Annotated in this window: 19 protein-coding genes and 1 tRNA gene; 6 read left to right on the forward strand and 14 right to left on the reverse strand. The window is 67.1% G+C overall.

Annotated elements, in window-relative coordinates; all coding sequences use genetic code 11:
* The first annotated feature begins 7 nt into the window (after nucleotides 1-7).
* The 3 genes from ACIOU8_RS02630 to ACIOU8_RS02640 all read left to right on the forward strand — a co-directional run bounded on the left by ACIOU8_RS02630 (nucleotide 8) and on the right by ACIOU8_RS02640 (nucleotide 2213).
* On the forward strand, nucleotides 8-934 hold the full coding sequence (locus ACIOU8_RS02630) for an SPFH domain-containing protein (protein WP_400785517.1): 927 nt from the start codon (nucleotides 8-10) through the stop codon (nucleotides 932-934).
* Nucleotides 931-1704, forward strand: coding sequence for a glycerophosphodiester phosphodiesterase family protein (locus ACIOU8_RS02635; protein ID WP_400785519.1), 774 nt, complete (start codon nucleotides 931-933; stop codon nucleotides 1702-1704). Before ACIOU8_RS02630 ends, ACIOU8_RS02635 begins: the two co-directional genes overlap by 4 nt.
* A 125-nt stretch (nucleotides 1705-1829) precedes the next feature.
* Nucleotides 1830-2213, forward strand: coding sequence for an RNA polymerase-binding protein RbpA (locus tag ACIOU8_RS02640; protein ID WP_042536672.1), 384 nt, complete (start codon nucleotides 1830-1832; stop codon nucleotides 2211-2213).
* Here the strand turns inward: ACIOU8_RS02640 and lnt are convergent.
* The 9 genes from lnt to ACIOU8_RS02685 are packed head-to-tail and all read right to left on the reverse strand — an operon-like array spanning nucleotide 2210 to nucleotide 11926.
* On the reverse strand, nucleotides 2210-3733 hold the full coding sequence (gene lnt / locus ACIOU8_RS02645; protein ID WP_400785521.1) for an apolipoprotein N-acyltransferase: 1524 nt from the start codon (nucleotides 3731-3733) through the stop codon (nucleotides 2210-2212). The two genes, ACIOU8_RS02640 and lnt, sit on opposite strands and share 4 nt — an antisense overlap.
* 11 nt (nucleotides 3734-3744) lie before the next feature.
* Complete coding sequence (locus ACIOU8_RS02650; RefSeq protein WP_400785523.1) at nucleotides 3745-6222, reverse strand: DEAD/DEAH box helicase; 2478 nt, start codon at nucleotides 6220-6222, stop codon at nucleotides 3745-3747.
* The gene (gene tatC, locus ACIOU8_RS02655) at nucleotides 6219-6977 is read right to left on the reverse strand and encodes a twin-arginine translocase subunit TatC (protein ID WP_400786864.1); all 759 of its coding nucleotides are present in this window, start codon (nucleotides 6975-6977) and stop codon (nucleotides 6219-6221) included. The genes ACIOU8_RS02650 and tatC overlap by 4 nt, the downstream gene beginning before the upstream one ends.
* Before the next feature lie 55 nt (nucleotides 6978-7032).
* Nucleotides 7033-7290 (reverse strand): Sec-independent protein translocase subunit TatA, encoded by a 258-nt coding sequence (gene tatA / locus ACIOU8_RS02660; RefSeq protein WP_400785525.1) that lies wholly within the window; start codon nucleotides 7288-7290, stop codon nucleotides 7033-7035.
* Between the two features lie 27 nt (nucleotides 7291-7317).
* Complete coding sequence (locus ACIOU8_RS02665; RefSeq protein WP_400785527.1) at nucleotides 7318-8307, reverse strand: helix-turn-helix transcriptional regulator; 990 nt, start codon at nucleotides 8305-8307, stop codon at nucleotides 7318-7320.
* The gene (locus ACIOU8_RS02670; protein WP_400785529.1) at nucleotides 8304-9299 is read right to left on the reverse strand and encodes a helix-turn-helix transcriptional regulator; all 996 of its coding nucleotides are present in this window, start codon (nucleotides 9297-9299) and stop codon (nucleotides 8304-8306) included. The genes ACIOU8_RS02665 and ACIOU8_RS02670 overlap by 4 nt, the downstream gene beginning before the upstream one ends.
* Nucleotides 9299-10216 (reverse strand): hypothetical protein, encoded by a 918-nt coding sequence (locus ACIOU8_RS02675; protein WP_400785531.1) that lies wholly within the window; start codon nucleotides 10214-10216, stop codon nucleotides 9299-9301. Before ACIOU8_RS02675 ends, ACIOU8_RS02670 begins: the two co-directional genes overlap by 1 nt.
* 10 nt (nucleotides 10217-10226) lie before the next feature.
* Nucleotides 10227-11246, reverse strand: a complete 1020-nt coding sequence (locus ACIOU8_RS02680) for a tRNA (adenine-N1)-methyltransferase (protein WP_400785533.1) — start codon at nucleotides 11244-11246, stop codon at nucleotides 10227-10229.
* Nucleotides 11243-11926, reverse strand: a complete 684-nt coding sequence (locus ACIOU8_RS02685) for an HAD family hydrolase (RefSeq protein ID WP_400785535.1) — start codon at nucleotides 11924-11926, stop codon at nucleotides 11243-11245. The genes ACIOU8_RS02680 and ACIOU8_RS02685 overlap by 4 nt, the downstream gene beginning before the upstream one ends.
* A gap of 91 nt (nucleotides 11927-12017) precedes the next feature.
* Here ACIOU8_RS02685 and ACIOU8_RS02690 point away from each other — a divergent pair, with 91 nt between their 5' ends.
* Entirely contained in the window at nucleotides 12018-12866 is an 849-nt protein-coding gene (locus tag ACIOU8_RS02690) for a PAC2 family protein (protein WP_400785537.1), read from the forward strand.
* A 27-nt stretch (nucleotides 12867-12893) separates the two neighbouring features.
* Here ACIOU8_RS02690 and ACIOU8_RS02695 read toward each other — a convergent pair whose 3' ends face one another.
* Nucleotides 12894-13718 carry an undecaprenyl-diphosphate phosphatase gene (locus ACIOU8_RS02695; protein ID WP_400785539.1) on the reverse strand — a complete coding sequence of 275 codons (825 nt, stop codon included), beginning with the start codon at nucleotides 13716-13718 and terminating at the stop codon, nucleotides 12894-12896.
* Between the two features lie 45 nt (nucleotides 13719-13763).
* Entirely contained in the window at nucleotides 13764-15059 is a 1296-nt protein-coding gene (locus ACIOU8_RS02700; protein WP_400785541.1) for a M20/M25/M40 family metallo-hydrolase, read from the reverse strand.
* Nucleotides 15060-15171: 112 nt separating this feature from the next.
* On the opposite strand from ACIOU8_RS02700, the gene ACIOU8_RS02705 reads away from it, so the two are divergent.
* Nucleotides 15172-15254: transfer RNA gene (locus tag ACIOU8_RS02705), tRNA-Leu, on the forward strand.
* A gap of 122 nt (nucleotides 15255-15376) precedes the next feature.
* On the opposite strand, the gene ACIOU8_RS02710 is transcribed toward ACIOU8_RS02705, so the two are convergent.
* Both ACIOU8_RS02710 and ACIOU8_RS02715 read right to left on the reverse strand, forming a co-directional pair.
* Nucleotides 15377-16474 (reverse strand): VIT1/CCC1 family protein, encoded by a 1098-nt coding sequence (locus ACIOU8_RS02710; RefSeq protein WP_400785543.1) that lies wholly within the window; start codon nucleotides 16472-16474, stop codon nucleotides 15377-15379.
* A 124-nt stretch (nucleotides 16475-16598) separates the two neighbouring features.
* Nucleotides 16599-18341 carry a DEAD/DEAH box helicase gene (locus ACIOU8_RS02715; protein ID WP_042536686.1) on the reverse strand — a complete coding sequence of 581 codons (1743 nt, stop codon included), beginning with the start codon at nucleotides 18339-18341 and terminating at the stop codon, nucleotides 16599-16601.
* 146 nt (nucleotides 18342-18487) lie between these two features.
* Between ACIOU8_RS02715 and ACIOU8_RS02720 the strand changes: the two genes are divergently transcribed.
* The gene (locus ACIOU8_RS02720; RefSeq protein WP_400785545.1) at nucleotides 18488-19315 is read left to right on the forward strand and encodes an SGNH/GDSL hydrolase family protein; all 828 of its coding nucleotides are present in this window, start codon (nucleotides 18488-18490) and stop codon (nucleotides 19313-19315) included.
* A gap of 13 nt (nucleotides 19316-19328) precedes the next feature.
* Here the strand turns inward: ACIOU8_RS02720 and ACIOU8_RS02725 are convergent, their stop codons facing one another.
* The gene (locus ACIOU8_RS02725) at nucleotides 19329-20132 is read right to left on the reverse strand and encodes a TrmH family RNA methyltransferase (RefSeq protein ID WP_400785547.1); all 804 of its coding nucleotides are present in this window, start codon (nucleotides 20130-20132) and stop codon (nucleotides 19329-19331) included.
* Nucleotides 20133-20198 lie beyond the last annotated feature (66 nt).

Consider the following 20198-nt stretch of genomic DNA (forward strand, 5'->3'; position numbering starts at 1 on the left):
GAACCTCTTGGACGACGCATCGTTCATTCCCGCAGCGATCGGGTGGATCCTCGTCATCGCGATCATCATCTTCGTGGTGGTCACGCTGGCTCGATCCATCCGCATCATCCCCCAGGCCACAGCCGGCGTGGTGGAGCGTCTGGGCCGCTATCACAAGACGTTGATGCCCGGACTCAACATCCTGGTGCCCTTCATCGACCGTCTGCGACCCCTCATCGACATGCGCGAGCAGGTCGTCTCGTTCCCGCCGCAGCCCGTGATCACCGAGGACAACCTCGTGGTCTCGATCGACACCGTGGTCTACTTCCAGGTGACCGACGCCCGTGCCGCGACCTACGAGATCGCGAACTACCTCGGCGCAGTCGAGCAGCTCACGACGACGACTCTCAGAAACGTCGTCGGTGGCCTCAACCTCGAAGAAGCGCTGACCAGCCGCGACAACATCAACGGACAGCTCCGCGTCGTGCTCGACGAGGCGACCGGCAAGTGGGGTATCCGCGTCGGCCGTGTCGAGCTGAAGGCGATCGACCCTCCCATATCGATCCAGGATTCGATGGAGAAGCAGATGCGCGCCGAGCGTGACCGCCGCGCCGCGATCCTCACCGCTGAGGGAACCAAGCAGTCGGCGATCCTCGAAGCCGAGGGCGCAAGGCAGGCCGAGATCCTGCGCGCCGAGGGTGACAAGCAGGCCGCAGTCCTCCGTGCTCAGGGTGAGGCCGAGGCGATCCAGAACGTCTTCACCGCCATCCACCAGGGCGCGCCGGACGACAAGCTGCTCGCGTACCAGTACCTGCAGATGCTGCCGAAGATCAGCGAGGGGCAGTCGAACAAGCTCTGGATCATCCCGAGCGAACTGACCGAAGCACTCAAAGGCATCGGCACCGCGTTCACCCCGAAGCCCGGTCAGCCTCCGACGAACCCGCCGGGCGCGTGACGCACCCCTACTTCGAGAAGGCACAGCACCCCAGAGTCCTCGCTCACCGCGGTCTGACGACCACGGCGGGCGGGGACTCCGGTGTCTGGGAGAATTCGGCAGCAGCGTTCGCAGCGGCACACGCGGCCGGCGCCGAGTACGTCGAGACGGACTGCCAGGTGACGGCCGACGGCGACGTCGTGCTCTTCCATGACTCGACGCTCGCGCGACTCGTCGGAGATCCGCGCCCGGTGCGCGCCGTCCGCACTCGCGAACTCGCGCTCATCTTCGCCGATCACGGCGGCCTCCTCACCGTCGCAGACGCACTGTCGGCCTTCCCGACGACGCGCTTCAACATCGATGTGAAGACCGCCGAGGCCGCCGAGCCCCTCGGCCCGATCCTCGTCGACCACACGCACCGTGTGCTGATCACCAGCTTCTCCGACGCGAACCGACGAGCCGCCGTCGCATCCGCCCTTCGGTCCGGCGCTGATCTGCGCCCGGCGACCTCCGGCGGCAGCCGCACCATCGCGGCGGTCCGCGCGCTCTCATCTCTCCGCCTCTCCCCCGCGCGCGCCCTGCGCGACATAGACGCGCTGCAGATCCCCGAGCGACACGGTGTGCTCCGAGTGCTGACGCCGTCTCTGCTCCGCGCCGCACACCGACACGGCGTCGAGGTCCACGTGTGGACGGTGAACGACGCCGTCTCGATGCGACGGCTGGTCGCGGCAGGTATCGACGGGATCGTCACCGACCGAGCCGACCTCGCGCTGGCCACGCTCGGCCCCTGATCGCGCCACGCCGCCTTTACGCTGTGGCGCTGGGATTCCGCTGTGAATCGCGCCGAGATTCCGCCCGCGTGGATGAAGCGCACAGGCTGGAGCGTTATACCTGACAGCGACGAGAGGACCACACAATGGCAGATCGCAGCCTACGCGGCATCCGACTCGGCGCCCAGAGCCTACAGAGCGAAGAGGGCGTCGTTTTCATGGAGCGCCGTGAAACCACCTACATCTGTGACACCTGCGGCCATGTCACGAACCTGATGTTCTCGGCGGACGCAGAGCCGCCTCAGACGTGGGAATGCCGTGCCTGCGGAGCGGACGCCCGCCTGAACGTCGACGGCCAGGCCGTCACGCTCGACGCCACCGACGAGAAGGCGGCACGCACGCACTGGGACATGCTCCTGGAGCGTCGCACCCGTGCGGAGCTCGAAGAGCTTCTCGAAGAGCGACTCGCCTTCATCCGCGCGCGCCGCGGTGCAGGTGAAGACCCGACCCGCGAGAAGATCGGCGCCTAGCGCCGACGGGCGCGCAACCACCCGAAGGCCAGCGCGCCCAACCCGCCCCACAGCAGAATCTGCTGGACCCAGGGGCCGAGGACCATTCCAGCGGTCAGGCCGGAACGCAGCTCGACATCCTCGAGCAGCGCTCCGGCCTTTCCTGCATCCAGGCTCGAGACCGTGGATCCGTCCGGGCGGATGATCTGGCTCGTGCCCACCGTCGAGATGTTCACGACGCTGCGACCGGTCTCGATCGCCCTCATCCTCGCGAACGCGAGCTGCTGCAGATTCTCGTCAGTACCTCGGAAGTCGGCGTTGTTGGTCTGGAAGACGAGCACCTCGGCACCCTCGCCGATCCCCTCGTTGATCACGTCGTCGTAGATCACGTCGAAGCAGATCGCCAATCCGACCTTCACTCCGTCGACGTCGATGACCGGCGGATTCGTTCCATGCGTGTATTCGCGTTGGATGAGTCCGATCAGGTCGGGCGCTAGAGCATTGAAGAAGGCGCGGTCGGGCACGTACTCCCCGAAGGGAACCGGGTGCCGTTTGTCGTGCACTTGACCGTCCCCGCCGTCTTGCGTCCACAGCATCGACGTGTTGTAGAACAGGCCGTCTCTCTCTGTCGCCGCGTTCGCGAGCAGAGGAGCACCGATGCGCGCCGCGACCGAGCTCATCCGCCGGGCGAGAGAGTCGGACTGGAACGGGTCGTAGTCGAGCGATCCCTCGGGCCACACCAGCAGGTCGACGTCCTCGCCATAGAGCGGCTCGGTCGCATCCGTCTGCGCGTCGATGAGCGAGTACGGCTGGCGCTCATCGAAATAGCCGCTCGGCCCGTTCCCCTGCACTGCGGCGATCCGCATCGTGCCACTGGCGGCCGTAGGGAACAGGGGCGTGACGAGCAGGGCCGCCGTCACGATGACCGGTGCGATCAGCGCGGTCGGGCGACGCCAGGCACGCTCGCGCACAACCTGAATGACCAGAGCAACGAGAAACACCATCAGGAAGGTGAGTCCGCTGACACCCACCCAGGACGTGACAGGGGCCAGCGGGCTCTCGGCCTGGCTCATGCCCAGACGCGCCCACGGGAAGCCTCCGTAGGGCCACGAGCCGACGAACAGCTCTCGCCCGACCCACAGGGCCGCCACGACCGCCGGAAGAAGAAGGAGCCGCGCCCAGAGGCTTGAGAAGGCTCTGGGGATCCAGCGATAGGCCAGGGCGACCAGGATCAGAGCCACGGCTGTGAGGACGCCTTCCAGAACACTCAGTGCGGCCCAGGGCAGCGGGCCCAGGTAGCGCGAGGTGAATGACACGAGCAGCCCGAAGAAGATCACTCCGTAGACCAGGCCCACCGCCAGCGCGCCTCCGGCCCGACGTCCGATGAGCGCGACCAGCAACAACGCCGTGGCAGGGAAGGCGAGAGCCCACACTGCGGTGTCCGGATACGCAAGATCCATGAGGATCGCAGCCATCGCCGCAGCAGGCAGTGCGAGCGACAGTGGCAGCAGAGGGCGCTGTCGCGCTCGGGAATCAGGCATGGGTCCTGTTCTCACATCGAGGAGTAGGCGACGATGCCGCGGCGCACGCCGTCGAGAGCGACGCGGGCATTTCGCGCGAGCGTCCCGTCCTCCGCCACGATCGAGAGCTGATCGAGCAGGTCGATCGTCTGCTTGGCCCAGCGCACGAAGTCACCAGCCGCCATGTCGGCGTCGACCAGGACTCGATCGAGCATCCCGCCGCGCGCCCAGGAGTGCATCGCGCCGGCAAGACCGGCAGCCAAGGGTTCGGAACCCGGGAGATGGTGATCCTTCTCGAGATCATCGAGCTCGGCCCACAGCGTGGTGGTCTTCTCGTATGCCGCACGGAAGGCACCCCTCGGCAGATCGCGCTCGCCCGAGTTCGCCTCATCGCGGCGCGGCTCATAGACGAGGCAGCAGGCCATGGCGGCCAGCGAGGGAGCGTCCAGGCCGTTCCAGAGGCCCTGGCGCAACGACTCGGCGACCAGCAGATCACGCTCTCCGTAGATCCGCCGCATCGTGCGCCCGGCGTCGGTGAGTGTGGTCACGTCGTCGGCATCGCGCCGCAGGTAGTCGAGCGTCTCGAGCACCTCGACGACCCGGTCGAACACGCGCGCCACCGTTCCGGTCCTCGTCTCGATCTGCCGACGGATGCGATCGTTCTGCCTCTTGAGCTTCCAGTACCGCTCCGCCCAGCGGGCGTGGGCCTCACGATCTGGACAGCGGTGGCAGCCGTGCCGCTGCATGCGGGCGCGCAGGCTCTGGATCTGCTTCGTGCGCTTGTCGCGCGAAGCCCGGGGCGCGTTCGAGTCCTGACGGTTCTTCTTCTCGAGGTCGCTGAGCTCTCGGCGGATCGATGCGTAATCGAGGAAGTCGCCGTGGTCGCAGACCATCGCGGCTTTGTAGCCCTCGAGCGACTCCTCGGCCTCGCGCACCTGCCGGGCAAGTCCGACCACCGCGCGATCAGCCTGGAACTGAGCGAAGGAAGACTCGAGCATCTCGCGCGCACGCTGCTTTCCGAACAGCTCGATCAGGTTGACGGCCATGTTGTAGGTGGGCCGGAAGCTGGAGTTGAGGGGGTAGGTGCGCCGGGATGCGAGCGCGGCGACAGCCTGCGGATCCATCCCCTCGGTCCACTGCACCACAGCATGGCCCTCGACGTCGATGCCGCGTCGTCCGGCTCGACCGGTGAGCTGGGTGTACTCCCCCGAGGTGATCGCCACGCGCGCCTCGCCGTTGAACTTCTCCATCTTCTCGAGCACGACCGTGCGCGCCGGCATGTTGATGCCGAGCGCCAGAGTCTCTGTCGCGAACACGACCTTCACGAGCTTGCGCTTGTAGAGCTCTTCGACGACCTCCTTGAAGGCGGGGAGGAGTCCGGCGTGGTGGGCGGCCACGCCCCGCTCGAGGTTCTCGAGCCAGTCCCAGTATCCGAGGACGCCGAGATCTTCGTCCTGCAGCGAGCGGGTGCGATCCTCGACGATCACGCGGATCTCGGCCTTCTCCTCCGACGTCGTGAGTCGCACCCCCGACCGTCGGACCTGCTGGACAGCGGCATCGCAGCCCACCCGGCTGAAGATGAAGAAGATCGCGGGCAGCAGGTTGGCGCGCTCGAGCAGACGGACGACGTCCGGCCGATCCATCCGCTCGATCCGACGCACATTCGATGCACGCACTGGGCGGCGCCCGCCGCGAGGCGGGCGCTGGGCCTGCCTGCCGGCATGGCGGTTGCTGCGGTACGACTGCGCCTCACGGTTGTTGTCGTAGTTCGAGCCCGTGAAGGAGCGGATGCGCATCAGCTCCTGATTGACCTGAGCCGTCGCGATCCCTGCGCGGTCGTCGAAGAGCGGGAGCAGATCGTCGCGAACCAGCACATGCTGTTCGAGCGGCACCGGTCGGATCTCCGAGACGATGACCTCGGTGTCGCCGCGGACCGTGTCGAGCCAGTCGCCGAACTCCTCGGCGTTCGACACCGTGGCACTCAACGACACCAGCCGCACATGCTGCGGCAGATGGATGATCACCTCTTCCCACACCGCGCCTCGGAATCGGTCGGCGAGGTAGTGCACCTCGTCCATCACCACATACCGAAGGTCGCGCAGCGCCGCGGAGTCGGCGTAGATCATGTTGCGCAGCACCTCGGTCGTCATGACGACTATCCGGGCGTTGCCGTTGATGTTCGTATCTCCGGTGAGCAGACCCACCTCATCGGCGCCGTACACGTCGACCAGCTCGCGGAACTTCTGATTCGAGAGGGCCTTCATCGGCGTCGTGTAAAACGCCTTGTCTCGCGGCGTCTGCATCGCGAGGTTGATCGCGAACTCGCCGACGATCGTCTTGCCTGCTCCGGTAGGGGCAGCGACCAGCACGCTGCTGCCGTCTTCGAGAGCGTGGCACCCCTCGATCTGGAACGGGTCGAGCTCGAACTTCTGGCTCGCAGCGAAGGCGACAGTCGCCGGATGCCCTGCGGCTTCGCGAGCGGCGGCATACCGTTCTGACGGCGAACTCATGCGCTCAGGGGTTCGATGCCCGCGGCCGCATCAGCCTTGCGCTTGCGCCGATCGAACAGCATCGAGATCAAGGTCGCCGCGAAATAGAGAACGATCATCGATCCCATCAGCAGCAGCATCGAGAAGACATCGGCGGGCGGCGTGGTGACGGCCGCGAAGATCGTGCAGACGAGGATGGCGACGCGCCATCCCTTGAGGATCTCCTTGCCCGAGACGATGCCGGCGAGGTTGAGCGCGACGAGGAACACGGGGAGCACGAACGCGATTCCGAGCACCAGCAGGAACTTGAAGACGAAGTCGTAGTACGTCGAATAATCGAAGAACTGGGCCATGCCGGTCGGCACGAAGCCGGCCATGATCTCGATCACGTGCGGCAGTACGAAGAACGCGACAGTGCATCCTCCGAAGAACAGAGGTATGGCCGCCCCCAGGAATCCCCAGGTGTACTGGGTCTCCTTCTTGGTGAGCCCCGGCATCACGAACGCCCAGACCTGCCAGAGCCAGACCGGGGCGGAGAGCAGAAGACCGATCGCGAACGCGATGCGCATGCGGAGATCGAAGCCGCTGGTCACCGTCGTGAAGTTGAGGCCGACGTACTCGCGACCGGCCTCTTCGGCGATCGTCCGGATCGGGATCGAGAGCAGATCGATGATCGGATCCGTCACGATGAACGCGATCACCATGCCGACAACGAGCGCACCCGCAGCGATGAAGAGCCGTTTGCGCAACTCGATGAGGTGCGCGCCGAGAGACATCCGCCGGTCGCGACCGGGTGTCACCTGGTCGGCGGAATCGAGAGCGGACAACGAACTATGCGGATCGAGGTGGCTGACCCGGATCCGTGTCGCGAGCCGTCACCGTGGTGTCCGCGACCGAGGGCGCGGGTGTCGGGGATGCCGGATCCGCGACGTCAGTCGCGTCCTCGTTCTTCATCGCCTTCATCTCGCCCTTGAACACACGGGCGGACTGTCCGAGGCTCTTTGCCAGCGCGGGCAGCTTCGCCGCACCGAAGAGCAGCAGGATGACGGCGAGGATGATCAGCAGATGTGGCCAACCGAAAGCGCCCATGATTCTCCTTCGTCGTTTAGTAGCAGTCTAACCGGCGTTGTCGCCGTCTGGTCGGCGATACAGCGCGAGTCCTGCGGCGGCCCACTCGCGTGCAGCAGTCCGGGCGACGCCGGGGTCGACGACTTCGAGGGCTCCGCCGAACTTCGCCGCCAATCGCTTGACCCCCCGAGGATCGGCCAGATGCAGCCGCACGGTCACGATCCCGTCGCTGACGTCGGCGTTGTCGGCGGTGAGGAAATCCCCGAGCAGAGGCGCCATCCTCTCGGGCACGCGCACTCGCACCTCGCCCTCGTGCTCGACCGCGCTGAACGCCTCCGGCACGTGGTCGCCCGCGTGGGTGATCGGAATGTCGGTCAGCCGCGCGTCGCTCACCCGATCGAGATGGAACGTCCGCATCGCCTGTCGCATGTGGCACCACCCCTGCAGGTACCACTGCGCGTTGGTGATCAGCACCTGCACCGGATCCACGGTGCGTGTGGTCGGCGCCGCATCGGGCGCCTGATAGGTGAACGACACGGCAACACCTCGTTGCACGCCCTGCGACACGACCTGGCGCACCTCGTCGACGGCACTCGGCGCGACGACCACCTCAGCCGGCGCATCTGCCGCACCCCGCGAGAGCTTCGAGATGAGACCGCTGACGAGCCCCGAGTCGGAGACCGCCGGCACTGCGGCCACCATCTGCAGACCGGCGAGCAGCGCCGCCGCCTCACGGGCTGTGAAGCGCGGGACTCGTCGCAGGGCGACATCGTTGGTGATCTCGATGACGTCCTCTTCGTCGAGAAGGTCCCAGTTGATGTCGAACATCTCCTGGGGCTGCTGCCAGAAGCCGGAATCACCGGGCAGGCCGATGACGGTGAGCTTCTCGACCATCTGGCGCATCTCGGCCGGAGTGACCCCGAACTCCGCTGCCGCCTCAGCGAGTGACACCTGGCCGTGCTCGAGCAGATAGGGCACGAGCGTCAAGTAGACGCGGACGCGGTCGGCGGCGAGCAGTGGCTTCACCTGGGCGCTCATCGCTGCTCCCCTGTGTCCGAGTTGGTCTCGACGACGGCAGTCAAGCGCTCGACGACGGCAGAGCGGAGCGCGACGGGCTCGACCACGCGCACCTCGGGGCCATACGAGGCGAGTTCGTCGGCGAAGATGTGCAGGTCGACGAACGGGACAAGAATCCCCTGCGTCGCCGCCGGCGTCGCGCGGCGGCCCAGACGCAGTGACGCTTCAGTGCCAGGGGTGACCTCGAGCAGCGCAGAGTTCTGCGACGCGACGCGCTCGAGACCGCTCAGGGCACGCTCTCCCGCTCCTTCGCGCAGGGCGGGTTCGAAGGACTTCGCAGTGAGCTTCACGTCTCCGACGATTCTGCTGAGCAGGAACATGCGGTCCTCCTCGATGTCCACGTCGACACCGAAAACATGCCATCTCGCCTCGTAGTCGACGAGCGCGAGCGGACGGATGCTGCGTCGGCGGGGCGCATCCTCTCCCGGCTTGAGATAGTCGAAGACGACGACACGGCTCTTCTCGATCGCGTCCTGCAGCTGCGGGAAGGCCGCATCGCGAGCGGTGATCCGTGGCGCGAAGCCGATGATCGGCTCATCGCCGTCGATCCCGAGCGCTCTGATCTTGCGCACGCCGGCTTTGGCGTCGCCCGACGCGGACTCGGCACTCCACACGCTGCCGGCCAGCTGCAGCACGGCGAGCTCGGCAGCGGTGAACTCGATGTCGCTGGGCAGATCGTATTCCGCCTGGGGAATTCGATAACGGGCTTCGCGGAGATCATTGGGATCGGCCTGATCACCGATCGTCTCGACGGGGACACCGAGCGTGCGGAGCTCGTCCTTGTCGCGCTCGAACATCTTCTCGAGCGCGTCGGAGCGCACACCCGCATCGGCTCGCTGACGGTACCCCGAGACGTTGTCGAGGATCTGCTGCTTGGTGAGCCCGATCTCCGTGGCCATCAGCGCCACGACGAGGTTCGTCAGACGCTCTTCCGCGGGAATACGGGCCGCCATCACTGCTCCGGGACGGGAACGACGCCCAGGATGTCGACCACGATGGCCGTCGCCGGGTTTCCGTCGGCCTCCGGCACGACGACGAGGAGCTGCGAACCGACTGTCGCACCGACGAGCTCCTTCGCTGCCGGACCGATGTTGGGCTCCGCACCCCAGCTACTCGATGTGACGGTCTTGTCGTCCCATCCCACGGCCATGATGTTGGTCACGATCGTCGAGTCCTTTTCGACCTTCGCGCCGTCGCCCTTGATGAGAGTCTCGGTCACAGCCTCCGTGGGAGCGTCGCTGTCCGGGATGATCACACCCGGGGTTCCGTCGGGAGCGCGAACCACGCTCGGCAGGCCACGGGCGTCGTTGAACTGCGATGCGCCTTCGGCGTGTGCGAGGTAGACATCCTGCAGGTCGACGATCGCGACGATGTTCTCGTCCTTCGCGAGTCCGAAGGCCTCGACGTTGGCTTCACCGAAGTCCTCGGGGGTCAGCACGGCGACGATCCGGCTGCCACCGGTGGCGCACTCGAGCACGGCTTCGAGTCCGGCGGACCGCTCGGCCCAGTACGAGATGCTGTGCACCCGGCTCGGGTCGCCGTTGAACTCGGACTCGTAGAGCTTCTCACCGCTCTCCCCACCGTAGAAGGCGATATCGAGCACCATGGGCTGAGAAGTGGAGGTGAGGGTGTTCCCCTCTCCTGTGATCACGTCTGCGAAGGACGTCTCGTCCGCCTTGACAGGGCTGTAGACGGTCACGTCGGGAGCTTCGCCCAGCGCGCCCTCTGCAGTCACCGAATCCTTCACGGATGCGGTCGAAGCGCCTGCACGATCGCAGACGTCACCGGCGAACGACGGCGCCGAAGCGCATCCGGTCAGAGTGAGGACGGCGAGGCTGAGGGTGGCCAGAACGGCGGACGTTTTACGCACGCGCTCCAGTCTATTCCGTCGGTGGCTCCGATTCGCGCGAACCGGACGCGAGACGCGCCCCTTCGGCGGCCTTCGCCGCCTCTCTGGCTCGCTTGCGGAGGTTCTTGTCGTTGATCTCCCGATCCCCGACGGCGCCGGGCGTCCACGCGTCGACATCCGCATCGCCGTAGCTGCTCTTCGAGGCCCTGCGCTTGACCTGGGGAGCGACCGCCCCCGGCGCCAGCCGACGCGCCGTGAGAAGGAACCCGGTGTGCGCCACCATGCGGTGATCCGGTCTGACGGCGAGCCCTTCGACGTGCCACCCTCGCACCATCGTCTCAGACGCTTCCGGGTCGGTGAACAGTCCGGTGCCGCGGATGTACTCGGCGACGCGCGAGAGCTGAGTCGCCGTCGCGACGTAGCAGAGCACGACGCCGCCAGGCGTGAGGGCATCGGCGACGACGTCCATGCATTCCCACGGCGCGAGCATGTCGAGCACCACGCGATCGACCGTGCCGGCCGGGAACTCGGTCGGAAGTGCCTCGGCCAGATCTCCGACCACCACATTCCAGGTATCGGGCGTCTCGCCGAAGAATGTCTCGACGTTTCCACGAGCGACCTGGGCGAAGTCCTCACGGCGTTCGAACGACACCAGACGGCCGACCGGACCTATGGCGCGGAGCAGTGAGAGCGAGAGTGCGCCGGATCCGACGCCCGCCTCGACCACGACCGCGCCGGGGAAGATGTCGGCCTGCATCACGATCTGCGCCGCATCCTTCGGGTAGACGATCGCCGCTCCGCGCGGCATCGACATCGCGAAATCGCGGAGCAGGGGCCGCAGCGCGAGGTACTCATGCCCGGAGCTGTTGGCGGCCACAGAACCGTCAGGACGACCGATGAGGTCACGGTGCCGGAGCACTCCCTGATGGGTGTGCAGCTCGCCGTCCTCGCGGAGGGTCACGGTGTGCAGGCGTCCTTTGGGCCCGGTCAGCTGCACCCGATCGCCCTCCCGGAACGGCCCGCTCGGCCGCGGTGAGGTGGTGTCGGTCATCGGGTGGCTCCCGTCATGGAGTTCTTACGGTCGAACAGGTCGATCAGGTGCGCGGCGTTGCGGCCTTCGAGGGTAGGCCAGAGTTCGTGCGCCCCGACGTGATCGAGGGACACGATGTGCGGGACCCCGAGCGCGACGGCGCCGGAGGCGAGACCCGCGCGGAGCCCTGTCGGGGAATCCTCGATGACCACGGCGTCGGCGATGTCGATCTCGAGCAGCGACGCCGCGCGCAGGTACGGCTCGGGGTGCGGCTTGGGGTGGGTCACGTCATCGCCCGCGACGACGATGTCGAAGGCCTCGAACTCGATCAGGTCGACGACGTTCAATGCCATCCGACGCAGCGACATCGTGACGAGGCCGGTCGGGATGCCCGCCGACTTCAGATCCTGCAGCAGTTCGCGGGCACCGGGGCGGAACGGCACTCCCTGCGTGCGCAGAGCGTGCTGAACTCCATCGGTGAGGAGCGAGATGATGGCTTCGGCCTCCATGTCGACGCCCGCATCCTGCAGGATGATCGCGCTGTCGATGAGACCGTTGCCCACGAGCTGAAGGGCGTCGTCGTGGGACCACGTTCCGCCGAAGGATTCGACCAGGGCCGTCTCGGCTGCCATCCAATACGGCTCGGTGTCGACGAGGGTTCCGTCCATGTCCCAGAGGATCGCGCGGGGCTGTCTGCTCACCGAACCATGTTACCCGTGGCTCCACCCGGTCCCCGCGCGGTCGGACTAGCCTGGAGGGATACCGATCCGGAACTGGCGAAGGGAGCCCACGATGGATGTCCTCGGTTCACGCATCGTCATCGTCGCCTTCGATGGCTGGAACGACGCGGGTGAGGCCGCGAGCGGCGCGATCGCCGCACTGCGTTCCGCGAACGACTACGACCTCGTGCACTCGATCGACCCGGAGCTGTACTTCGACTATCAGTACACCCGCCCCTCCACGAAGATGGATGCCGAAGGCCGCCGTCAGCTCAGCTGGCCCGAAGCCGGGCTGTGGCGCCCGCGCGATCCAGGGCCCGGCCCGGAGTTCTGGGTGCTGACCGGAGTCGAGCCCGCGCGCACCTGGCAGTCCTTCGCCGCAGAGTTCATCGACGTCGCGCTCCGCGACGACATCACCGGGTTCGTGACCCTCGGTGCGATGCTCTCGGACGTGCCCCACACGCGACCGATCTCGATCTTCGCGTCGAGCCAGAATGAGCAGGTCCGCGAGGCTCATGGTCTCGAGCGGTCTCTCTACGAGGGCCCCGTCGGGATACTCAGCGTGTTCGAGCACTTCGCAGAGAGCGCCGGCATCCCGACCGCCAGCCTGTGGGCCAGCGTCCCGCACTACGTCGCATCCGCCACTCCATCGCCCAAGGTCACCCTCGCACTGCTCGACCGGCTCGAGGAGCTGACGGGAGTCGACGTCCCGCGCGACCATCTGCGCACGGAGGCCGCCGCATGGGAGGCGTCGATCGACGCCGCCGCCGCCGATGACGAGGACATGACGGAGTACATCCGTCAGCTCGAGCAGACCCGCGACACGTGGGACTCCCCCGATGCATCCGGCGATGCGATCGCCCAGGCGTTCGAGCGCTACCTGAAGCGCCGCAGCGACGGCCCCGGAGACCACAAGCGCTGAGCGCGGAGGCCTCCGGGTGTCGTGCCGCTAGGCCGCTATGACGCCGGTCCCGAGCAGGACCAGCAGAACCGTGCCCAGCAGGATGCGGTAGATCACGAACGGCAGGAAGCTGCGCTTCGAGATGTAGTTCATGAAGAACGCGATGACCGCGAGCGCCACGACGAAGGCGATGCCGGTCGCTGCCAGCGTGTCGCCGAAGGAGAAGAACGACGGCTCGTCCCAGCTCTTGAACAGCTGGTAGAAGCCACTGCCGAACACCGCGGGAATCGCCAGCAGGAACGCGTAGCGCGCGGCGGCGGCGCGCTCGTAGCCGAGGAACAGTCCCATCGTGATCGTCCCGCCCGAACGCGACACGCCGGGGATCAGCGCGAGAGCCTGCGCGAAGCCGTAGGCGATGCCGTGCGGATAGGTCAGCTGATCGAGCTTGCGTCGCTTCGCGCCCACATGGTCGGCGATGCCGAGCAGGATGCCGAACACGATCAGCATGATCGCGACGATCCAGAGCGACCGGAAGACGGTCTCGATCTGATCTTGGAAGAGCAGGCCGAGCAGCACGATCGGGATGCTGCCGATGATGATCATCCAGCCCATCCGGGCGTCAGGATCGCTGCGCGGAACCCTGCCCGTGAGCGAGCGGAACCACTGCGCGATGATGCGGACGATGTCACGCCAGAAGAACACCACGACCGCCGCCTCCGTGCCGATCTGCGTGATCGCGGTGAACGCGGCACCAGGGTCCTCACCGGACGGCAGGAAGGTGCCGAGGATGCGCAGATGCGCGCTGGAGGAGATCGGGAGGAACTCAGTGAGTCCCTGGACGATGCCGAGGATGAGCGCTTCGAACAAGTGCATGGAGGAGCTTTCTGAGTCGTGGTGCGCGGACGCGGAGCAGAGAGCTCAATACGTGCGCAGCAGATCGGCCAGCACCCGCTGACCGAAGACAAGCGATTCTACGGGCACGCGCTCGTCGACCCCGTGGAACATCCCCGTGAAGTCCAGGTCGGCAGGGAGTCGGAGGGGCGCGAATCCGTACCCCGTGATGCCGAGATAGGCCAGTGCCTTGTTGTCGGTCCCCGCGCCCAGCAGGTACGGGATGACCGGCACGCCGGGGTCGTGACGGCCGAGACTGGCCACCATCGCCTCGACGAGCTCCCCCTCGAACGGCGTCTCCATGCCGATGTCTCGCACGACAGTCTGAATCTCGATGTCGTCGCCGACGATCTGCTGCAGTTCGGCGAGCACCTCGTCTTCGGTGCCCGGGATCACCCGCACGTCGATCAGCGCCTCCGCCCGTTCGGGGATCACGTTGTGCTTGTACCCCGCGGTGAGCGCCGTCGGGTTGGTCGTCGTCCGGAACGACGAACGGAGGAACGCCTCAGCGGGTCCGGCGGCGGCCGCGAGGGCGTCCGGGTCGTCGACGGATCGTCCGGTGAGGTCGCTGAGCCCCTGAAGCAGCGCCTCGGTGGTGGGAGTGAGCCGAAGCGGCCACCGTGTGCGCCCGAGGGCCGCCACAGCCTCAGCGAGCTTCGTGACGGCGTTGTCGTCGTGCAGGCGGCTTCCGTGGCCGGCACGCCCCCTCGCGACGAGGCGGATCCAGATGAGCGCCTTCTCCCCCACTTGCAGCAGGTAGGCGCGGCGATCGTCGACCGTGATCGAGTAGCCGCCCACCTCGCTGATGGCTTCGGTCGCTCCCGCGAACCACTCCGGGTGGTTCTGCACGACGAGCGCCGAACCCTCGACGCCGCCGTTCTCCTCGTCGGCGAAGAAGGCGAGCACCAGATCCCGCTCCGGTTGCTCCCCCGCACGCAGGAGGTCTGCGACGGCGGTGAGGATCATCGCGTTCATGTTCTTCATGTCGACCGCTCCACGCCCCCAGAGCATGCTGTCCTTCACGATGCCCGCGAACGGGTCGACGCTCCAGTCTTCGGCCATGGCCGGGACGACGTCGAGGTGTCCGTGCACGACGAGGGCCGGCTTGCTCCGATCGCGACCGGGCACGCGCGCCATCACGTTCGTGCGGCGCGGGATCGGCTCGTAGTACTCGACGTCAAGACCCAGCTCCTGCAGATACGCGCCGACGTACTCGGCGGCCTCACGCTCACCCTTCGCGTTGCCTCCGCCGAAGTTCGAGGTGTCGAATCGGATCAGATCGCTCGCGAGGCGAACCACCTCGGGGAGAGCCACGTCAGTCATGCATCCAGGCTATCGAAACGTCGTGGCGCGCCCGGGCGTCACCGCCGGTTTCTGAGTGCCTCGACGCTCGTGCTAATGTAAATCTTCGTTCGGCAACGAACATCCAACACCTGCGCGGGTGGCGGAATGGTAGACGCGCTACGTTGAGGTCGTAGTGCCCGTAAGGGCGTGGGGGTTCAAGTCCCCCTCCGCGCACAGACAGGCCTCGGATATCCACTGGATATCCGAGGCCTTATTCGTACCCCCGGTCTCACCGTGTGGTCGGGCAGAACTCGGGATGAGTTCCCCGAGCCCAGCCCGACGGGTCGGCACCGGCGTCAGAGCGCCCCGACGCCGAACACCAGCCCGAGCACGTAGGTGACTGCCGCGGCGCCGAAGCCGATCGCGAGCTGTCGCAGTGCGCGACGCAGGGGTGGACCTCCCGACAGGATGCCGACCATCGCTCCGGTCGACAACAGCGCGACACCCACCAGGACGAGCGCGACGACCACCGCAGTGGTGCCCTCGAGTCCGAAGATCCACGGGAGGACCGGAATGATCGCGCCGGACGCGAAGAGCAGGAAACTCGAGATGGCCGCCGTCCAGTCGCTGCCGACGATCTCGTGGTCGTCTCCGGTGTGGATGTGGATCGGCCCCGTCGTCGTGCGCTCCGCTCCGGCACGCGCGGCATCCACTATCCGCCGTGCACGCTCGAGCGCCTCCTGCTGGCCGATTCCGCGCGCGCGGTAGACCAGCGCGAGTTCGTTCTCGTCGATGTCGAGGTCGGCAGCGGATGCGGCGGCATCCTCGTTCGCTTCCGTCGACGCCAGCAGCTCGCGCTGAGAGCGCACGGAGACGAACTCCCCGGCCCCCATCGACAGCGCCCCGGCGAGCAGACCCGCGATCCCGCTGAACAGCACGAAGGCGGAGCTGACACCCGTGGCACCGATGCCGAGCACGAGAGCGAGGTTGCTCACCAGACCGTCGTTCGCGCCGAAGACGGCCGCACGGAACGACCCGGACAGACGGCGTCGCCCGCGCGCAGCGAGGCCTCGGACCACCTCGTAGTGCACCTTCTCGTCTGCACGCATGGCAGGTGTCGCGTACTGCTCGGAGTCGTACGGGGATCTGGCTTCGGCGCTCTGCGCGAGCGCGAGGACAAAGATGGATCCGAAGCGACCGGCCATCCAGGCGAGCAGCCGTGACCGAATGCCTGCCCTCGGCAGCCGCGCAGGCTCGGCGCCCAGCAGATCGAGCCAGTGCTGCTCGTGGCGACGCTCGGCATCGGCGAGGCTGAGCAGGATCTCGCGCTCCTCGCCGGTGCGGCGGCTCGCGAGCTTCTGGTAGACGTGCCCTTCGGTGCGTTCCTCTACGAGATAACGTGCCCAGCGGCGACGGTCTGCGGCGGTCGGGTCGGCGGCAGCGGGGGCTGTCATGAGGTCTCCTGATCGACGGTCCCCGAGATCGGGGCAACCGTTCAACGCTAGCTTCGACCTCGCGTCACGGCGGCACCGGGAGCAGGATTGCCAGCTTTTCGGGGCTCCGAACCGCGGGCCGATTTCAGGAGCGGACGCGCTTGCGGAGCACGTCGATGCGCGACTGCAACTGTGTGACTGTCGCCTGCGCGACAGCAGGACCACCGCAGATTCTGCGCAGCTCCGCGTGCACCGCCCCATGCGGCTCGCCCTTCTGACGGGCGTACAGGCCCACGAGGCTGTTCAGCAGCTGGCGCTGCTCACGAAGAGTGCGATGCAACGGCGCCGGGAGCGTGGTCGTCTCGGTCGGTCCTGCCTCGGCCTCCCTCGTCTCACGCAGACGGGTCTGACGTGCCTGCCGCTGCATCAGCAGCTCGTGCACGTGCTCGGGCTCGAGAAGACCGGGGAAGCCGATGAACTCCTCTTCCTCGGGGGTGCCCGGCTCGGCGAGTTGGCCGAACTCCTGACCTTCGAACACCACGCGGTCGAAGTGCGCCACCGACGAGAGCGCCTGATAGCTGAACTCCTGTGTCAGCGCATCCGATGCATCGTCTTCGCGGTTCGCCGACTCGAGCAGTGAGTCCTCGAGCCCGTCGTCGTCTTTCGACTGACGATCGAGCGCATGGTCGCGCTGCTTGTCCATCTCGTTCGCGAGCCCCATGAGAACCGGAACCTGAGGAAGGAAGACACTCGCCGCCTCTCCCCTGCGGCGCGCTCGCACGAAGCGGCCGATCGCCTGCGCGAAGAACAGCGGCGTCGATGAGGAGGTCGCGTAGACCCCGACCGCGAGCCTCGGCACGTCGACGCCCTCCGACACCATGCGCACCGCCACCATCCAGCGATCCTCGCTGTTGCTGAACTTCTCGATGCGCTCAGAAGCTGTCGCGTCGTCTGACAGGACGATCGTGGGCTGCTGGCCGGTGATGCTGTGCAGGATCTTGGCGTAGGCGCGTGCGACCGTCTGGTCTGTCGCGAGCACGAGGCCCCCGGCATCGGGCACGTGGTGCCTGATCTCGGTCAGACGTCGATCCGCAGCCGAGAGCACCGCGGGCATCCACTCGCCCTCGGGGTCGAGCGCCGTTCGCCAGGCCTGCGAGGTGACGTCTTTCGTGTTGTCCTGACCGAGATGCGTCTCGAGCTCGTCGCCGCTGCTCGTGCGCCACCGCATCTTGCCCGCGTACATGTGGAAGAGCACAGGACGGACGACGCCGTCGGCCAGCGCGCGCCCATAGCCGTAGTTGTAGTCGGTGCGGGAGATGCGGGCACCGGACTCGTCAGGGTGGTACTCCACGAACGGGATCGGCGCGGTGTCGCTGCGGAACGGGGTGCCCGAGAGCAGCAGTCGACGCTTCGCCGGTCCGTAGGCATCGCGGATCGCATCGCCCCAGCTGAGCGCATCGCCGCCGTGATGCACCTCATCGAGGACGACGAGCGTCTTGGCGTCTTCGGTCAGATGGCGGTGCACCGACGACTTCGCGGCCACCTGCGCGTAGGTGACCACGGCGCCGTGGTAGTGCCGCGCCGGCGCCCAGTGACTGTTGCGGAATCGCGGATCGAGACGGATGTGCACGCGAGCAGCGGCATCAGCCCATTGGGTCTTGAGGTGCTCGGTCGGGGCGACCACGATGATCCGGTTGACCTCGCCCATGCGCATGAGTTCGACCGCGAGGGTGAGGGCGAACGTCGTCTTTCCCGCCCCCGGCGTCGCCGCCACGAGGAAGTCTCGCTGATCGGCCTGGAAGTACTGCTCGAGCGCCTCCTGCTGCCAGGCGCGCAGCTTGTTCGCGGTTCCCCAAGGGGCACGCTGAGGAAAGGACGGAGAGAGCATCGAGACAACGATAATCGCTGCCGCCGACACTCGGCACGCTCGCGCGCTCTGCCGCGCGCGTCTCGCCGGGATCCTCCCACCCGGGGTAGGCTCGGTCACTGCGCGGCCGCCACCGCACGGATGCGCTCGTTCCGAAGGAGAGCTGGATGACAGATCAGGATTCGATCCGAACCCCGGAACTCGACAACGAGAACCCGCACCCCTGGCGAAGATTCGTCGCGATCGGCGACTCGTTCACGGAGGGCATCGGCGACCCGGATCCGTCGCAGCCGGGCGGCCACCGTGGCTGGGCCGACCGTGTCGCGGAGGTGCTCTCACGCCAGGTCGACGACTTCGCCTACGCGAACCTCGCCGTACGCGGCAAGCTGATCGCCCAGATCGTGCGCGATCAGATCGAGCCCGCCGTGGCGCTGCATCCAGACCTCATCTCGATCTGCGCCGGCGGCAACGACGTGATCCGACCGGGCACCGACCCCGACGCGATCGCCGCTCAGCTCGAAGACGCCGTCGCACGTCTGTCGTCGACCGGCGCCGCGATTCTGCTCTTCACCGGAATCGACACGGCATTCACTCCGGTCTTCCGTGCCTTCCGCGGCAAGGTCGCCATCTACAACGAGAACGTGCGCGCTATCGCCGAGCGACACGACTGCATCGTCGCCGACCAGTGGGCGCTCAAAGTCGTGCAGGACATGCGGTTCTTCGACGACGACCGCCTGCACTACAACTCGCTGGGCCACCACGAGGTCGCCCGCATGGCGTTGCGCGCCCTCAACGTGCCCAACGATCTCGAGGCCATGCAGCCCGAGACGATCCCGCTCCGCACCTGGCGCGAAGCCCGCACCGAGGACTTCGGCTGGGCCCGCGAGCATCTCGTCCCCTGGGTCCTGCGGCGCCTGCGCCACCAGTCGTCGGGTGACCACGTGATGGCGAAGCGGCCCGAGCCGTCGCCGATCGTCTTTCCTCCGACCGACTGACTTCCTCAGCGGGTCACGGTGACGTCAGAGCCCACAGCGCCACCGCAGCGGCAGACGCCACGTTCAAGGAATCCACACCACCGGACATGGGGATCGTCACCACCGTGTCTGCCTTGTCGAGGGCTGTGCGGGAAAGCCCGTCGCCCTCCGACCCCATGACGATGGCGACGCGCTCGGGGCGGTTGGCGACGTAGGCGTCGAGCGTCACGGCGTCATCGCTCAGAGCGAGAGCTGCGATGTCGAACCGCGCCGCGTGGAGGTCGGCCACCGCCGACTCCCAGTCCGTGATGCGCGTCCACGGCACCTGGAACACGGTCCCCATGCTGACGCGCACGCTGCGTCGATACAGCGGGTCCGCTCCCCCGGGCGACACCAGCACGGCGTCGGCTCCGAGGCCGGCGGCCGCACGGAACGCGGCACCGACGTTGGTGTGGTCGCCGACATTCTCGAGGATCAGCACGAGGTTCGCGGCCTCGAGGACCTCACGCACTGCTGGCAGCACCGGGCGATGCATCGATGCGATCGTCCCGCGATGCACGGCGAAGCCGGTCACCGACTCGGCCACCTCGTCCGGGACGATGTACACCGGCACGTCGAGCTCGCCGACGATCGCTCTGATGTCGTCCACCCGACGTTCCTGCACCAGCACGGAACGCGGACGATGGCCTGCGGCGACCGCGCGCGCGATCACCTTCGTCGATTCGGCGATGTACAGCCCGCCGGCCGGTTCGTTCACGGTCCGGAGCGCGGTGTCGGTGAGCGCTCGGTAGTCATCGAGCCGTCGATCGTCAGGATCGGTCACGCGCAGCAGTTCCACGAGTCCAGTCTGCCATCGCCCGAGATGCCGGCTCCGCGGTCGGCGGCGGAGCGTCGGCCGCGGAGC

This window comes from Microbacterium sp. NPDC087589 (assembly GCF_044743635.1).
Classification (GTDB): domain Bacteria; phylum Actinomycetota; class Actinomycetes; order Actinomycetales; family Microbacteriaceae; genus Microbacterium.

What these genes read in the sequence shown, in the direction of transcription:
- ACIOU8_RS02640 (WP_042536672.1), top strand. Translation starts at nt 1,830, where the DNA reads ATGGCAGATCGCAGCCTACGCGGCATCCGACTCGGCGCCCAGAGCCTA.
- lnt (WP_400785521.1), bottom strand. Translation starts at nt 3,733, where the DNA reads ATGCCTGATTCCCGAGCGCGACAGCGCCCTCTGCTGCCACTGTCGCTC.
- ACIOU8_RS02650 (WP_400785523.1), bottom strand. Translation starts at nt 6,222, where the DNA reads ATGAGTTCGCCGTCAGAACGGTATGCCGCCGCTCGCGAAGCCGCAGGG.
- tatC (WP_400786864.1), bottom strand. Translation starts at nt 6,977, where the DNA reads ATGTCTCTCGGCGCGCACCTCATCGAGTTGCGCAAACGGCTCTTCATC.
- tatA (WP_400785525.1), bottom strand. Translation starts at nt 7,290, where the DNA reads ATGGGCGCTTTCGGTTGGCCACATCTGCTGATCATCCTCGCCGTCATC.
- ACIOU8_RS02665 (WP_400785527.1), bottom strand. Translation starts at nt 8,307, where the DNA reads ATGAGCGCCCAGGTGAAGCCACTGCTCGCCGCCGACCGCGTCCGCGTC.
- ACIOU8_RS02670 (WP_400785529.1), bottom strand. Translation starts at nt 9,299, where the DNA reads ATGGCGGCCCGTATTCCCGCGGAAGAGCGTCTGACGAACCTCGTCGTG.
- ACIOU8_RS02680 (WP_400785533.1), bottom strand. Translation starts at nt 11,246, where the DNA reads ATGACCGACACCACCTCACCGCGGCCGAGCGGGCCGTTCCGGGAGGGC.
- ACIOU8_RS02690 (WP_400785537.1), top strand. Translation starts at nt 12,018, where the DNA reads ATGGATGTCCTCGGTTCACGCATCGTCATCGTCGCCTTCGATGGCTGG.
- ACIOU8_RS02695 (WP_400785539.1), bottom strand. Translation starts at nt 13,718, where the DNA reads ATGCACTTGTTCGAAGCGCTCATCCTCGGCATCGTCCAGGGACTCACT.
- ACIOU8_RS02700 (WP_400785541.1), bottom strand. Translation starts at nt 15,059, where the DNA reads ATGACTGACGTGGCTCTCCCCGAGGTGGTTCGCCTCGCGAGCGATCTG.
- ACIOU8_RS02710 (WP_400785543.1), bottom strand. Translation starts at nt 16,474, where the DNA reads ATGACAGCCCCCGCTGCCGCCGACCCGACCGCCGCAGACCGTCGCCGC.
- ACIOU8_RS02715 (WP_042536686.1), bottom strand. Translation starts at nt 18,341, where the DNA reads ATGCTCTCTCCGTCCTTTCCTCAGCGTGCCCCTTGGGGAACCGCGAAC.
- ACIOU8_RS02720 (WP_400785545.1), top strand. Translation starts at nt 18,488, where the DNA reads ATGACAGATCAGGATTCGATCCGAACCCCGGAACTCGACAACGAGAAC.